Source organism: Chitinophaga sp. CC14, assembly GCF_048957795.1.
Lineage (GTDB): Bacteria > Bacteroidota > Bacteroidia > Chitinophagales > Chitinophagaceae > Chitinophaga > Chitinophaga ginsengisegetis.
The window spans coordinates 1,582,994-1,595,833 of record NZ_JARBFY010000001.1 but is presented as its reverse complement, the minus strand read 5'-3'; the positions used below and the strand labels follow the sequence as shown (position 1 = coordinate 1,595,833).

Here is a 12,840-nt window from a genome sequence, read left to right as displayed (position 1 = left end):
ATATGAAACTATTACTGCATTATTTGAAGAGATATAAATGGTTGGTCGTATTAGCAATGGCTCTGGCCAGTATTAACCAGCTTTTCTCACTGATGGACCCTATGATCTTCGGATGGATCATTGACAGGTTCGCTTCTCATCCAAAAACTTTTAAGGGTGGCACTATATTCCGGCCGGAGAACGAGTACCTCACGGGGGTACTGCTGCTGGTTGGCGCTGCGATAGGCGTAGCGATGGTATCCAGGATCGCCAAAGCGTTCCAGGACTATTTTGTGAACGTAATTGTTCAGAAATTTGGCGCGCAGGTGTATACAGATGGCCTTAAACACTCGCTCCGGCTGCCTTACCAGCAATTTGAAGACCAGCGCAGCGGTGAAACGCTGGCTATTCTCCAGAAAGTGCGGGTTGACTGTGAAAAATTCATCACCGCCTTTGTGAACGTGCTTTTCGTATCATTGATCGGTGTGTTGTTTGTGATGGTATATGCCACCACGGTACACTGGAGCCTTCCCTTTGTGTATCTTACCGGGTGTATTTTACTAACTATCCTGATGAGTTTACTGAGCAGGAAAATTAAGGTGATACAGAAGACGATCGTAAAAGAAACCACCGCACTGGCAGGATCTACTACAGAATCTCTCCGGAACATTGAGCTGGTAAAGAGTTTGGGCTTATCCAACCAGGAAATCAGGCGTTTAAACTCCACTACCATGAAGATCCTGCTGCTGGAACTGAAAAAAGTGCGGAGCATCCGCAGTATCAGTTTTGTGCAGGGTACTTTTGTGAACCTCATGCGCTCTGCCATCCTGTTCCTGTTGCTGTTTTACATTTACCGCGATGTAGTGAGCATCGGACAGCTGATGACCTTACAGCTGTATTCCTTCTTCATTTTCGGACCATTACAGGAGCTTGGTAACATTATCCTGAATTACCGCGAAGCGCAGGTGTCGCTGTTAAATTTCCAGAGCATCCTGAATACGCCGGTAGAGGAAATGCCCGCTAATCCTATCAAGGTAACGCATATCGATGAACTGCAGTTTAAACAGGTAGGATTCAAGCACCTCACAGCAGCCACCAAAGCGCTTGATAAAGTGAACTTCTCCGTAAATGTAGGGGAAACCATTGCTTTTGTAGGACCATCGGGTTCTGGTAAAACCACGCTGGTAAAGCTACTCGTAGGATTATACAAACCCAATGAAGGACATATCTACTACAATGGCATTGATGCCAACGAGGTGGATATGGAAGACCTGCGTCACCAGGTAGGTTTTGTTACACAGGATACCCAGCTTTTTTCGGGCACCATCCGTGAAAACCTGCTGTTTGTAAATCCCGGCGCCAGTGATGCGGATGTGATGGAAGCGCTGGATAAAGCGTCGTGCTATTCATTACTGGCCAGGGCCGACAAAGGTCTTGAAACAGTGATTGGTGAAGGCGGTATTAAAATTTCCGGTGGGGAGAAACAACGTTTATCCATTGCCAGGGCCTTGCTCCGCAGGCCGCGTTTACTGGTATTTGATGAAGCTACATCTGCACTGGACTCAATTACAGAAGAAGAAATTACTAAAACCGTGCGCGAAGTAACGGCCAGCAAACAACATATTACCGTGATGATTGCCCACCGTTTGAGCACTATTATGCATGCCGACCGTATTTACGTACTGGAAAAAGGCCAGATCGTGGAAATGGGCAGACATGCGGACCTGGTAGCTGAAAAAGGACTTTACTATGCGATGTGGAGACAACAGATCGGCGAGCGTAAAACGGAAGCCGTGTAAGCCGCCGCTTTCGGTTGCTAAAAAGTAATTGATTAATTTTGTAAGATGAGTACACAGAAGCCCAGGCGCCCTAACTATTTTGTCAGCATGCTGACTATGAAATGTCCAAGATGCAGGAAAGGAGATATGTTCAGAGATCAGAATCCGTTTCATTTCAGGTTTTCAAAGATCTTCAACATGTATGATAACTGCCCTGTATGCGGACAAAAATATGAGTTGGAAACCGGCTTCTGGTTTGGAACAGGCTATGTTAGTTATGCTTTATCAGTAGCATTCAGTGTGTTTAACCTGATCTGGTTCTGGTTATTTTTTGGATTAACCTGGAGAGATAACAGCATTTTTATCTGGCTTGCCGTGAATGGCGTGCTGCTGGTATTGATACAACCATGGCTGATGCGGCTGTCGAGGGCCATTTACCTTTATTTCTTTGTGTATTATGATGAGGATACGGCGAAGCTGGAAAAGACCACACATCAACATTAAAAAATAACTGAAAAAAATATGGGGCTGTAAAGACAGCCCCTTTCTTTTTCAACCAAAATCTGAACCAATGGTGGTCAGAAAAGTCTTAATTACAAAAACCAATTTTTGAAAACTGAGGGAACTGTTCCTCCTGGCAGGACATTCAATCTTACACTTACATAACTAACGATCCCCTAAACTACAAAATCTATCAATATTTCAATTAAATATTTACATCAATGGTAAAACCAGCGTGTATTTGTACTGTAAAAACGATTTTACTTATCAAGCCCGCCTGTACCGGGTTTACCACCGGTACAACAAATTTATATAAATTAGAAAATATTATAACGTTATTACTATAAATAATATATAAGTAACATGTATATATTAACCGCGGATCATGATCAGTTCCATAAAATTTAATAGCTTTATCTTTTCAAACAGCTATTCATCGTGCAAAGAACCTTATTACTGCTCCCTGTTTTAATACTGAGCTGCAAACAGCCGGCCACCAAAACCCCGCAGGAAGCTGCTTCCGCCACCGTTACCGGAACCCAGGCAGTACCAGTACCCTTTACCCTTATAAGCGGAAACATAAACAGCGACAGCGCCGTGTTTGAAGCAGCAGGTATTACTGCCGCCATCGCCAATTCGGGAACAGGCATGCAAACCATTCATATTACCCGGGAGGGCAAACGGCTAATCAACTATATGCGGGCAATTGATTCTACAGCTAAGGCTATACCGGTGCCTCAGCTGATTATAACGGGAACGGATACTGTGGTTGGATTGAGTACAGCCCCCCCAGCCACCCGGAACATCTTTTTCAAAATAAAAAACAACAAGGCCACCTATACCAAAACGGAAAACTCCTCAAAAGAAACGGCGCCTGATACCATAAAAAAAGCCCCTGCTGACGCAGGAGCCTTATAAAAGAAACATCCACACTATTTGAAATCAATCGGAATTGCAAGCTTCACGCTGAAATTCCGGCCAACGTTATATACGCCTGATCTGCCGGTTACTTCATTGATGGGCGCATATTTCAACCTGCTCAGGTGATTCTGGTAAGCCACATCTGTTAAGTTATTGACAGCGAAATGCAGAGAGAACAATGTTTTATTTTTCCTATTCACAAAATCACTGCCTAACCCCGCATTAAACAAAGTATAACCGGGAGTAGCCGTTTCCGTTTCATAAGCAGAAAACACATCATTCTGCGCAAAGTTCAGATCCATTTGCACGCCGATATAAGCATTCTGCAACGGACTTTTTCCTACCTTTTTAAATCTTCCTTTCAATTCAGACAGCCAGTGGGCCGCCGGAATATTGGGCAGATATTTCGTAGAGTCGCTACCGTTACTGGTAGTGGCCCTTACATACGAGAATGTATTTTCAAAATGGAGCCAGTCGATCGGATGCGGGTGAATATCCACCATCAGCTCTCCGCCGTACAGGTTGGCATCCGTTTGCTGATATTTAAATGCGGCATATCCTTCATCATTATCCGTAGCAGGGATAGAGTCTGTACCGGCAGCATTGAACAGCTTACGGGAGAAAATGAAGTTATTGATATGATTGTAAAACAGGCTGGCCGACAATGAAACGTGCTGGGTGTTGAAATCTACACCTGCATCCACCTGTGTACTTACTTCCGGTTTCAGGTCCTGGTTACCGTATTCATATTTGATGGTTCCTTCATGCACGCCGTTAGCAGATAACTCTGCGATATTTGGCGCCCGGAAACCTCTTGCTGCATTGAGTTTCAGCACTACCTGCTCGCTGGCTTCGTAGCTGAGTCCTACACTACCGGATACATTGTTGAAGTTGCGTTTGAAGGCATCAAATTTTGAGTCGCCGGTATTGGACGGCTTGCCATCTGCATCCAGGAACAGTGATTTGGAGTTCATGGAGCGGTTATCAAAACGCAGCCCACCGCTTAGTGTGAGTTTGTTGAAGGTTTTGCTGGTTACTGCAAACGCGCCAAAGTCGAACAGATCGTATGCAGGGATCAGGAACTCTTCTCCTTTATTCTGATTGGTTTGCTGCATCCCGTTCACGCCTACGGTTGTTTGCCATCCGTTCATTTCAGGCAGGTAATATTTCAGTGCGTAGTTGAAAGTTTGCAGGTGCAGGTACAATTCCGGTGTGGAAGGTTCCAGCACATTACCGAATTCGCGGCGTTGGTTCAGCTGATAGCCCAGTGTAAGACCAATACGGCCACCATTATGCAGATACAGGCTGTTGTCCCATACTATTTTCTGGTGATTGATCTGTTGTTTGGGGACCGTCATGCTGTACGATTTATTATCGCTGCTGGTGGCGGGTACTTCTTCTTCCGTGCCGTTGTTGTTGATCAGTTTCAGGAAATCGCCATTGCTGTCGCGGTCACCTTCTACCAGCCCGAGGTGCTGGTTAAAGGAGCTGAAGCTCAGGTGAGAGTATCCCCATTGTTTATTGATGCCGATGTTAGCGCCAAAGTTGGTGTTATTAAAGCGGGAGTTAAATACGTAGTCGTCGTATTTATTTTTGTAATCATGCGCTTGTTTTTGTGTTACGAAAGCACCCCAGCTAAAGCCATTGTTATTACCGGCAATATCGGCGTGATAGGCCATCAGTCCGTTGTTGGTTTGATAGTTGGCTTCCACGTTGCCTTTTATTTTTCCCAAAGGCAGTGGTGCAGGCGGAACAATGTTCACCACACCGGCCAATGCGTCTGAGCCGTAAATGAGGGAGGCAGGGCCTTTCAGCACTTCTATCCTGCTTACATTATAGTCGTCGATTTCAATGCCGTGTTCATCGCCCCATTGCTGGCCTTCCTGGCGTACACCGTCGCCCACTACTACCACGCGGTTGTAGCCAAGTCCGCGGATAAAAGGTTTGGAGATAGCCGGACCGGTAGAGAGTTGTGTAACACCGGGCACTTTTGCAATGGCATCTATAATATTGGTAGAGATATTATCATCGAGATAGTCGCGGCGGATCACGCTGATGGGCGTAGGTGTTTTCCTGGCGGATGTTGCCAGGTTGGCGCCGGTGATCACGATTTCATTTTTTTCTATCAGTGTTTCCCCGAGTTCAAAATCCCGGGTGGTAGCGCCAGAAATAGCTACCGGAGCGCTGAATGCGGCATAACCGATGTAGTGTACATCTACCACATATTTTCCTTTTGGAAGATTTTTGATGATATAATTTCCCTGTGCATCTGCAGCAGCGCCTACGCGGAGATCCGGCAGGTAAACAGTGGCGCCGGGTAACGGTGTATGGGTTAATTTATCCACCACTTTACCGGTTAATGAGTTTGAGTACTCCCCTTCTTCGGGGTTAGTGCCGGCATAGGCGGCAGGTAACGCCAGTAACATTACACTCCAAAGCCCGAGTATAAATACACGCAAATAATGCATATCTGAAAAATATAGAATCAGTAATAAAGAATAAACAACGTGTACAGATGGTGCACGCTGCAATAAAAATGAAGTTATACCAGTTGTACGGGCGGCGCTCTGGGGGTGAGGTTAAAATAAGGGACGTGCGTGGTTTCCGGCAACGTAAGCGGAGAAAATACCCAGATTACTTTTTGAACCGGCGCTATATATAAAGTAACAAATGACTCGTAAGGTTCTACACCTATCTGCAGAAAATCACAGTGCCGGTGATGTTCGGATATGGTGAGTCCATCGTGTTGATGAAGGACATCCGCCGTATCGTGGTGACCTGCAAATTCGTGTATAAATTCTCTCGGGATGGTATTTATAGAAAATACACCCAGGAGAATAATAGCTAATATTTTATGCAGATAGCTCTTGTACACGGAGGCAAAGGTAGCAAAATCCATCTATTTGCAACGGCGTTGCACGAATATTAATTAAATTATAAGGTCAGTTTACTTTGAGCATAGGTCTTACCTGTTGCACGGGGCCATTCTGGAAGCGGGCATAGTAAATACCATTGGGCAAACTATGCGCGTCAAAAGTGAACGTATAGGTGCCGGGGGTATGTACTTTATTGACCGGTACGCTAACGAGGCGGCCGGTGGTATCAAAGATCTGTACCAATGTGTTGCCGCTGCCGGTGATATAGGTAATGGTGGTATAGTTTGAAAATGGATTTGGAGAGTTGGTAATCAGTTTCTTATCGTCAGTATTCAGGTCGGGCAAACCGGTAATGGTGCCACAGGCCACGCCACTGATGAGGGGCAGGCGCTGGTAGTCTTCCCGGAGAATAGTTTTCAGCACGGTTTGGTCCACGCAAAACCATTGTTCCAGGATAGATGCGTAGATAGAGCGGAAGTCGTACTGCATGGGGATATTATCAATTACGGAGGAAGCGTCCGGCAGTGCGGGAGAATTTCCGAGCACGCCCTGGTTCACATAATCTCCAAAAATGATAATGGGAGCGGCAGCGCCGTGATCCGTACCCATGCTGTAGTTTGATTTGATGCGGCGGCCAAATTCGGAGAAAGTCATGCCTACCACCCTGCGGGAAGCGTGCAATCCTTTCAGGTCGTCCATAAAAGCTTTGATGGCATCGGAAACGCCTCCCAGCAGGTTAGCGTGACCGCCTTTGCTGGTATCGCCGCCTTCTGTTTGGTTGGCATGTGTATCAAAACCGCCGGTGCTCACCATATAGAGCTTTGTTTTCAGTCCGCCGGCTACCAGGCGGGCTACTATCTTCAACTGTTCCGCGAGGCTGTTGTTGGCCGGGTAAGCGCCCTGTGAGGTCACTTTTTTCGCGGCAGCGGTAATAGCCTGTTCGTAGCTGTTGGTTTGTTTGGCGATGAGGCGGATATACTCCAGTTCCTTCCCCCATTTGGTATTGGGAACGGGATCCGTTACACCATCGATCAGGTTATAGAAATCGGTGGCGCTGGTGATGGCGATACCCATGCTGGCATTGGGTCCCTGGAAGGCGGGCGATACGATAGAACCTATCTGTACTGCCAGCGGATCTGGGTTCTCTGCATTGGGGTATCCATCCGGGAAACCGTCGTATTTCGTATCCAGGTAGCGGCCTGCCCAACCGGTAGTAAGCACCTCGTTGGAATTAGACCCCGTGAGCCAGATATCGGTAGCACGGAAATGCGAGAAGTTGGGTGAAGGGTATCCTACGCTTTGCACGATACTTACTTTTCCATCGTTATACAATTTCTGTATCCCTGTCATGGCGGGGTGCAGGCCCGATTTAATATAATTATCGAGGCGGAGTACTTTTCCTTCCTGGATAGCGATATTGGCGCGTGCGGCCTGGTATTTACCGTATACATCCAGTGGGATGACCATGTTAAGACCATCGTTACCGCCGGTCATTTGTATCATGACGAGTACATGATCATTGTCTGCCGAGGCGGTGCTTAATGCGTCCAGCATCGGAGATGAACCGAAGGCTTTAATAGAGAAGCCATTGATTAAAGTTGGCAGGATAGCAGCTGGCGCTGTATATTTCAGGAAGTCTCTTCTTTTCATAAAAAGGTTTTTCTGCTATCAGGATAATTGATATTCAGACAAGTCCATAATGTATTTATACAGGGCCTGGAGGCGGCTTTCCACATTATCTTTCAGGGTAGCATCTGTGGGCGATGCTTTCCATGCGTTCCAGGCTTGCGTCCAGTAGTAGTTGCTATCGGGGCTTTGGTCGCTCAGGAGGATTTTATTTTTCAGGAATCCCTTCACAGTATCGGAAACGCCTACACGATATAGGATATCCAGTGAGTCGTTGACCAGTGCCACCGGGTCTTCCGGATGAGGAAGGCGGCTGGCAAAAGCGAGGGTATCAATGCGGAGGCCGTTGAAACCGCCGCTGCTGACGAGGCCATCGCTGAAGCGGTTACGTTTGGGCAGCGTATCTGTATTGATCCACAGTTCATGAAACGAAGGCGCCTGGTAGTATGCGTCCCATCCTGCAACCAGCGGGGGATCACCAAGGTTTTGCAACATGGAAGCGGCCCTGTCGTGAACTACAGCCCATGCTTTATATTGGTTGGTATAATCGGTAGGGATGGGGATGCCATATTCGCGGCAGATACCGATGCAGAAGTCGGCCGGACTTTTAATCAGGCAGGCCATGTTAAGCGGATCGAAGAAGTGTTCGCTGGTAAACAGTGCGTTGAGCGTGACTTTAATATCATAGCCGCTGCTGCGGAAAATATCTGCCAGTGGTGTAATTACGTTTTGTTCTGTGGCTGCGTCAATATCATAATACACAAAGAAGCGGTATAGTTTACGGCAGATAAATTTTGCGACTTCCGGTTGCAGGAAGATGATTGACAGGAGTTCGTCCAGCTCTTTAGCGCCATCCTGGCCTGTTTTTCCGGAGATTACTTTATTGAGATAGAATCCTGAAAATTCTTTATTGGTAAGATCGTGTTGCGTGGTATCAAATAAGCTGACGATGTTGGTTCTATCTACCCGGAAGCCGGTGAGTACGCGGGCGGTGGCTCTTACATCATCTTCTGTATAATGGGAATCGGGGCCTTTTCCTACTGTAAAAAGTTCGTGCAGTTCTCTTGCATAGTTTTCATCAGCAGCGCCTTTGGAGTTGAGGTATCCGTTGAGATACACCAGCATGGCGGGATCCAGCGTTATTGCTTTGGTAAGGTCTTTAAAATTACCGAGAGCATGTTTACGCAGGGTGAGGTTATATTGGTAGATAAACCGGCTATCTCCTACCATGCCTGTTTCTGTAACGAAATGATTGTGCCAGAAGAGCACCATTTTTTCGTGTATGCTTGACTGTTGGTTAATCATTTGACCTGTCCACCATGCCTTATAGGAAGCGATCCTCTTCCTTTCCAGCATTTCATCGCCGAGTGGGGCTTTTACCCATGTGGCACCGGGCGTAACGCCTGTGTCATCGATGCCGTAGTTGTTGATAGGAGGTGCGGGATCCGGTTGTGCGGTGAGCAAGGTATCTACCGCCTGCTGCATATTCAGGCTGTTGAAGGCATTGATGTTTGCGGGTGTAACCCCGAACAGGGTGCGTTTCAGCAGGTGAATGCGTTGTAGCGTGTCCCAGGCGCCGGTATACGGCGTTATGCCGGTGGCGGTACGGGCGATAGCGGTGGCAGTCCGCGGTTGCTGGCGGTCAGATGATAAGGTTAGGAATTGTCTGCGATCCATAAGGCGATATGGTTGATGGCTTAGGGGCCGATTATAGCGCCAAATTAACAAAAAGTTTAATCTAATTAAAAAGAAAGTGATATTATCTTAATAAGAAGTATCAAAATGATATTTTTCATATCATCTTGATACATAAATTATCATTTTAATAAATTCATACTCATATCACTATCAATTAGTTATAAAATAATTTATTTGTTTGCTGCACTAAAAACGCCTACATTTGAAAAGTGTATATAGCCAAAAGAGAGCTGCCCGTTCCTCGAAAGAAAGACAGCTCCTTTGGTTTTTGTCTTACAACAAAAAGTTTTACGATGGATTTTTTTAGAGATCCGGCGATTGGCCATTTGTTACATCAATCAGTTTTCCCTCCCCTTCTTCTTCCTGCTTCTTCATCTGACTATTTTAACAGCTGTTAGTATCTACTATTAAAATGATTGCATCTCCACCACTTTTTTACCGGTACGCCGGTAACGGGTGTTTTATGTTCATAATGAAAATCTATTTATCAAAAATTCGCTGCTCATCTCAATTCAACACTATTAGGATCAGTGATTTATACATTATGATACAAATATAGTTAATAATTGTTACAGTGGCACATTTTTGTAACATTTTTAAAATTACCCAATGCTATTATATAATAAACGGGCTATCAAAATAATCCGTAAATCACTAAAACTCACCCAACAGGAAATGGGCAATTTATTAGGTGTGTCGCGCGCCTGCTTTGTTACTTACGAAAATGGAAGATCAAAAGGAAAGCGCAATTTCTTTTTTGAGAGAATGCTGACGGAATTTGGTATTGATCTGCGACAGCCGGAGGATTTGCGTCGTATAGTATTTACAGATACGAGTAAAATTGCGCAGCCGGTATACCAGTATTTGAGTGAGCTGGAAATAGAAGGGGAATAAAAAAAGAAAGGAGCCAATGGCTCCTTTTTTAGTATAAAGGTGAGTTGACCGGTATTATCAGTTGATATTTTCAATGATACCTGCAATGCCTTGTCCGCCGCCAACACAGGCCGTGACAATGCCATATTTTTTATTCAGTCTTTTTAAATCGCCTAATATCTGCACCGTTAATTTTGCGCCGGTACATCCCAGCGGATGTCCTAATGCAATAGCGCCGCCATTGATATTTACGATATCCGGATTGATGCCCAGCTCGCGGATAACCGCAATAGACTGTGAAGCAAATGCCTCGTTCAATTCAACCAGGTCGATATCCTGCAGCGATTTTCCGGTACGCTGTAACACTTTTGGTATGGCAGCTACAGGCCCCACTCCCATGATACGGGGATGCACCCCTGCAGAAACACAACCTACCAAACGCCCGATAGGCTTCAGTCCCAGCTCATTCACCATCCGCTCGCTCATCACTACCACAAAGGCAGCGCCGTCGGAAGTTTGTGAAGAGTTGCCCGCTGTAACGGAACCACCGGCAGCGAAAACAGGTTTCAACTTTGCGAGTGCCTCCAGTGAAGTATCCGCACGTGGTCCTTCATCCGTATCCACGATATAGGAACGTTTCTGTTTCTTTCCCTTCTCATCTACATATACTTCTTCAACAGACACCGGGAGTATGCCCGGTTTGAAATAGCCGTTCTGAATAGCGTTCAACGCTTTCTGATGTGATTTATAAGAGAACTCATCCTGGTCCTGGCGGCTTACCTTGAATTCATTAGCCACTGCTTCAGCGGTGAGTCCCATGCCAATATAATAATCGGGATTGGTGCTGGCCACGGTGTAGTTGGGTACTGTTTTCCAACCGGCTACCGGCACCAGGCTCATACTTTCTGTACCGCCGGCAATAATACAATCGGCCATACCGGTTTGTATTTTGGCGGTGGCAATCGCAATTGTTTCCAGGCCGGAAGCGCAATAGCGGTTCACCGTCATTCCCGGTACATCAATGCCTAAAGCCCGTACAGAGATCATACGGCCAATCTGTAAACCCTGTTCTGCCTCCGGTACCGCATTTCCTACAATCAGATCATCTACCCGCTTAGGATCCAGCTGTGGCAAGGATTTCAGCAATCCGGTGATTACGTCTACAGCCAGATCATCTGGTCTGTAAAAGCGAAATCCGCCTCTTTTGGATTTTCCCACCGCAGTGCGGTATCCGGCTACTATGTACGCTTCTTGCATGAAAAAAAATTTTATAATGAGCTAACGGTTAGATTATCAACATAATGGGTATTTATCCACATTTCGTCCTTATTATCAAATTTAATTAAATAAAGTACACAAATATTCAGAAGATCCGTTAAATTTGCGCTCACGTTTTTTAACAAAGACGGTGGAAAGACTCCCTAGCTCAGTTGGTTAGAGCTACTGACTCTTAATCAGTAGGTCCTGGGTTCGAGCCCCAGGGGGGTCACCAAACGCGACACAAAATTTAAAAATTTTGTGTCGCGTTTTTTCATTTTAATGCGCTTATACCAGCAACTTAATTAAATATTCCTTTTTTAAGTACCAAAACATGTTTTCATGTCTTTTAAAGTACCCAAAAGCTCTGCTTTAAGATATCCTCAAGAATTCTTCGAAATTGTTTTAAGGTATCTCTTTAAAAAGATTCAGGAATTTATAGAATGCTTTGTGATTATCAGTCATGGTGTTGCTCCTGATTAGTTATGTGCGCCCTTTGTCTTCACGAGTAAATGATTTATTTCGTAACCCGATCCCTGAATGGGTTGGGTTGTAACCAAAATGCTTTTTAAAGGCAAAGGAAAAGTGTGAAAGGTCTTCAAAACCGCTTTCTATGTAAACGTCTGATGGCTTTCGTTTCTGCTCGAAAATCTGGTAATGGGCCAGCTCCAATCTTTTCTGCGTTAGCCACCTGCCCGGGGTATTTTTAAAAATGCGCTTAAAATCTTTTTTAAAAGTGGTCAGGCTTCTGCCGGTCAGGTAACCGAATTTTTCCAGCGGTAGGTTGAACATATAATTCTGCTCCATGAATTCGGTCAGGTCCAGTTTACCTGGTTCTTCAAACTGGCCGAGCAATTCGTCTACATCCGGATCAATGGCACGAAGGATACGAACCGCTTCTTCGATCTTAAAAGCGGCGATGTCTTCAGGTAAAGCATCCGCCATTTCAAAATAAGGCTGCAGCGAATTGAAGAGGCTTTTTAATAAGGGGTGCGCTCCGAATTTTTTAAGTTCATTGCTATGCGGCGCTTTTGACTTATGTTCATTAGTTGCATAGTAATGTTGGAGTCTTTCCTTGCGAAACAGCACTGATATAGCGATGCAGGGCTCCCCGTCCAATGGAAGTTTACTCATCCTGCCAAGCTGGTTACGGGGTAATAGTACGGTATCACCTGCAAAGAAATGATAGCTGCGTTCCGCGGTCACGACACGCATTTCACCGGAAACGACATGCACCAACGCTGGTTGCGCCAGGACGAGTTCACGGCTGTAGTGGGCTTCCTTCTTGCAGGCGATAAATACTTCGGCTACTTCCATCTCTGCAAAGTTAA

Annotated in this window: 10 protein-coding genes and 1 tRNA gene; 5 read left to right on the top strand and 6 right to left on the bottom strand. The window is 45.7% G+C overall.

The window, feature by feature from the left end; genetic code table 11:
• Positions 1-2: 2 nt before the first annotated feature.
• The 3 genes from PV783_RS06695 (at position 3) to PV783_RS06685 (ending at position 3,176) form a co-directional block, all read left to right on the top strand.
• Positions 3-1,778 carry an ABC transporter ATP-binding protein gene (locus PV783_RS06695; RefSeq protein ID WP_111576783.1) on the top strand — a complete coding sequence of 592 codons (1,776 nt, stop codon included), beginning with the start codon at positions 3-5 and terminating at the stop codon, positions 1,776-1,778.
• A gap of 45 nt (positions 1,779-1,823) precedes the next feature.
• The gene (locus tag PV783_RS06690) at positions 1,824-2,261 is read left to right on the top strand and encodes a DUF983 domain-containing protein (RefSeq protein WP_420987484.1); all 438 of its coding nucleotides are present in this window, start codon (positions 1,824-1,826) and stop codon (positions 2,259-2,261) included.
• A gap of 435 nt (positions 2,262-2,696) precedes the next feature.
• Positions 2,697-3,176 (top strand): hypothetical protein, encoded by a 480-nt coding sequence (locus PV783_RS06685; protein ID WP_420987483.1) that lies wholly within the window; start codon positions 2,697-2,699, stop codon positions 3,174-3,176.
• Between the two features lie 14 nt (positions 3,177-3,190).
• Here the strand turns inward: PV783_RS06685 and PV783_RS06680 are convergent, their stop codons facing one another.
• The 4 genes from PV783_RS06680 to PV783_RS06665 form a co-directional block, all read right to left on the bottom strand.
• Complete coding sequence (locus tag PV783_RS06680) at positions 3,191-5,647, bottom strand: TonB-dependent receptor (protein WP_420987482.1); 2,457 nt, start codon at positions 5,645-5,647, stop codon at positions 3,191-3,193.
• Positions 5,648-5,721: 74 nt separating this feature from the next.
• Positions 5,722-6,078 carry a hypothetical protein gene (locus PV783_RS06675; RefSeq protein ID WP_420987481.1) on the bottom strand — a complete coding sequence of 119 codons (357 nt, stop codon included), beginning with the start codon at positions 6,076-6,078 and terminating at the stop codon, positions 5,722-5,724.
• Positions 6,079-6,121: 43 nt separating this feature from the next.
• A complete protein-coding gene (locus PV783_RS06670; protein ID WP_420987480.1) occupies positions 6,122-7,705 on the bottom strand; it encodes a DUF1501 domain-containing protein in 1,584 nt (527 codons plus the stop codon).
• 18 nt (positions 7,706-7,723) lie between these two features.
• On the bottom strand, positions 7,724-9,358 hold the full coding sequence (locus PV783_RS06665; RefSeq protein WP_420987479.1) for a DUF1800 domain-containing protein: 1,635 nt from the start codon (positions 9,356-9,358) through the stop codon (positions 7,724-7,726).
• Between the two features lie 630 nt (positions 9,359-9,988).
• Here PV783_RS06665 and PV783_RS06660 point away from each other — a divergent pair.
• Positions 9,989-10,273 carry a hypothetical protein gene (locus PV783_RS06660; protein WP_420987478.1) on the top strand — a complete coding sequence of 95 codons (285 nt, stop codon included), beginning with the start codon at positions 9,989-9,991 and terminating at the stop codon, positions 10,271-10,273.
• Between the two features lie 57 nt (positions 10,274-10,330).
• Here the strand turns inward: PV783_RS06660 and PV783_RS06655 are convergent, their stop codons facing one another.
• Positions 10,331-11,509, bottom strand: a complete 1,179-nt coding sequence (locus PV783_RS06655; RefSeq protein WP_079469495.1) for a thiolase family protein — start codon at positions 11,507-11,509, stop codon at positions 10,331-10,333.
• 158 nt (positions 11,510-11,667) lie between these two features.
• On the opposite strand from PV783_RS06655, the gene PV783_RS06650 reads away from it, so the two are divergent.
• Positions 11,668-11,744: transfer RNA gene (locus tag PV783_RS06650), tRNA-Lys, on the top strand.
• 248 nt (positions 11,745-11,992) lie between these two features.
• On the opposite strand, the gene PV783_RS06645 is transcribed toward PV783_RS06650, so the two are convergent.
• Positions 11,993-12,826, bottom strand: coding sequence for a helix-turn-helix domain-containing protein (locus tag PV783_RS06645; RefSeq protein ID WP_420987477.1), 834 nt, complete (start codon positions 12,824-12,826; stop codon positions 11,993-11,995).
• Between the last annotated feature and the right edge of the window lie 14 nt (positions 12,827-12,840).

Coding starts and splice junctions, on each gene's coding strand:
- PV783_RS06695 (WP_111576783.1), top strand. CDS start 3: ATGAAACTATTACTGCATTATTTGAAGAGATATAAATGGTTGGTCGTA.
- PV783_RS06690 (WP_420987484.1), top strand. CDS start 1,824: ATGAGTACACAGAAGCCCAGGCGCCCTAACTATTTTGTCAGCATGCTG.
- PV783_RS06680 (WP_420987482.1), bottom strand. CDS start 5,647: ATGCATTATTTGCGTGTATTTATACTCGGGCTTTGGAGTGTAATGTTA.
- PV783_RS06675 (WP_420987481.1), bottom strand. CDS start 6,078: ATGGATTTTGCTACCTTTGCCTCCGTGTACAAGAGCTATCTGCATAAA.
- PV783_RS06670 (WP_420987480.1), bottom strand. CDS start 7,705: ATGAAAAGAAGAGACTTCCTGAAATATACAGCGCCAGCTGCTATCCTG.
- PV783_RS06665 (WP_420987479.1), bottom strand. CDS start 9,358: ATGGATCGCAGACAATTCCTAACCTTATCATCTGACCGCCAGCAACCG.
- PV783_RS06660 (WP_420987478.1), top strand. CDS start 9,989: ATGCTATTATATAATAAACGGGCTATCAAAATAATCCGTAAATCACTA.
- PV783_RS06655 (WP_079469495.1), bottom strand. CDS start 11,509: ATGCAAGAAGCGTACATAGTAGCCGGATACCGCACTGCGGTGGGAAAA.
- PV783_RS06645 (WP_420987477.1), bottom strand. CDS start 12,826: ATGGAAGTAGCCGAAGTATTTATCGCCTGCAAGAAGGAAGCCCACTAC.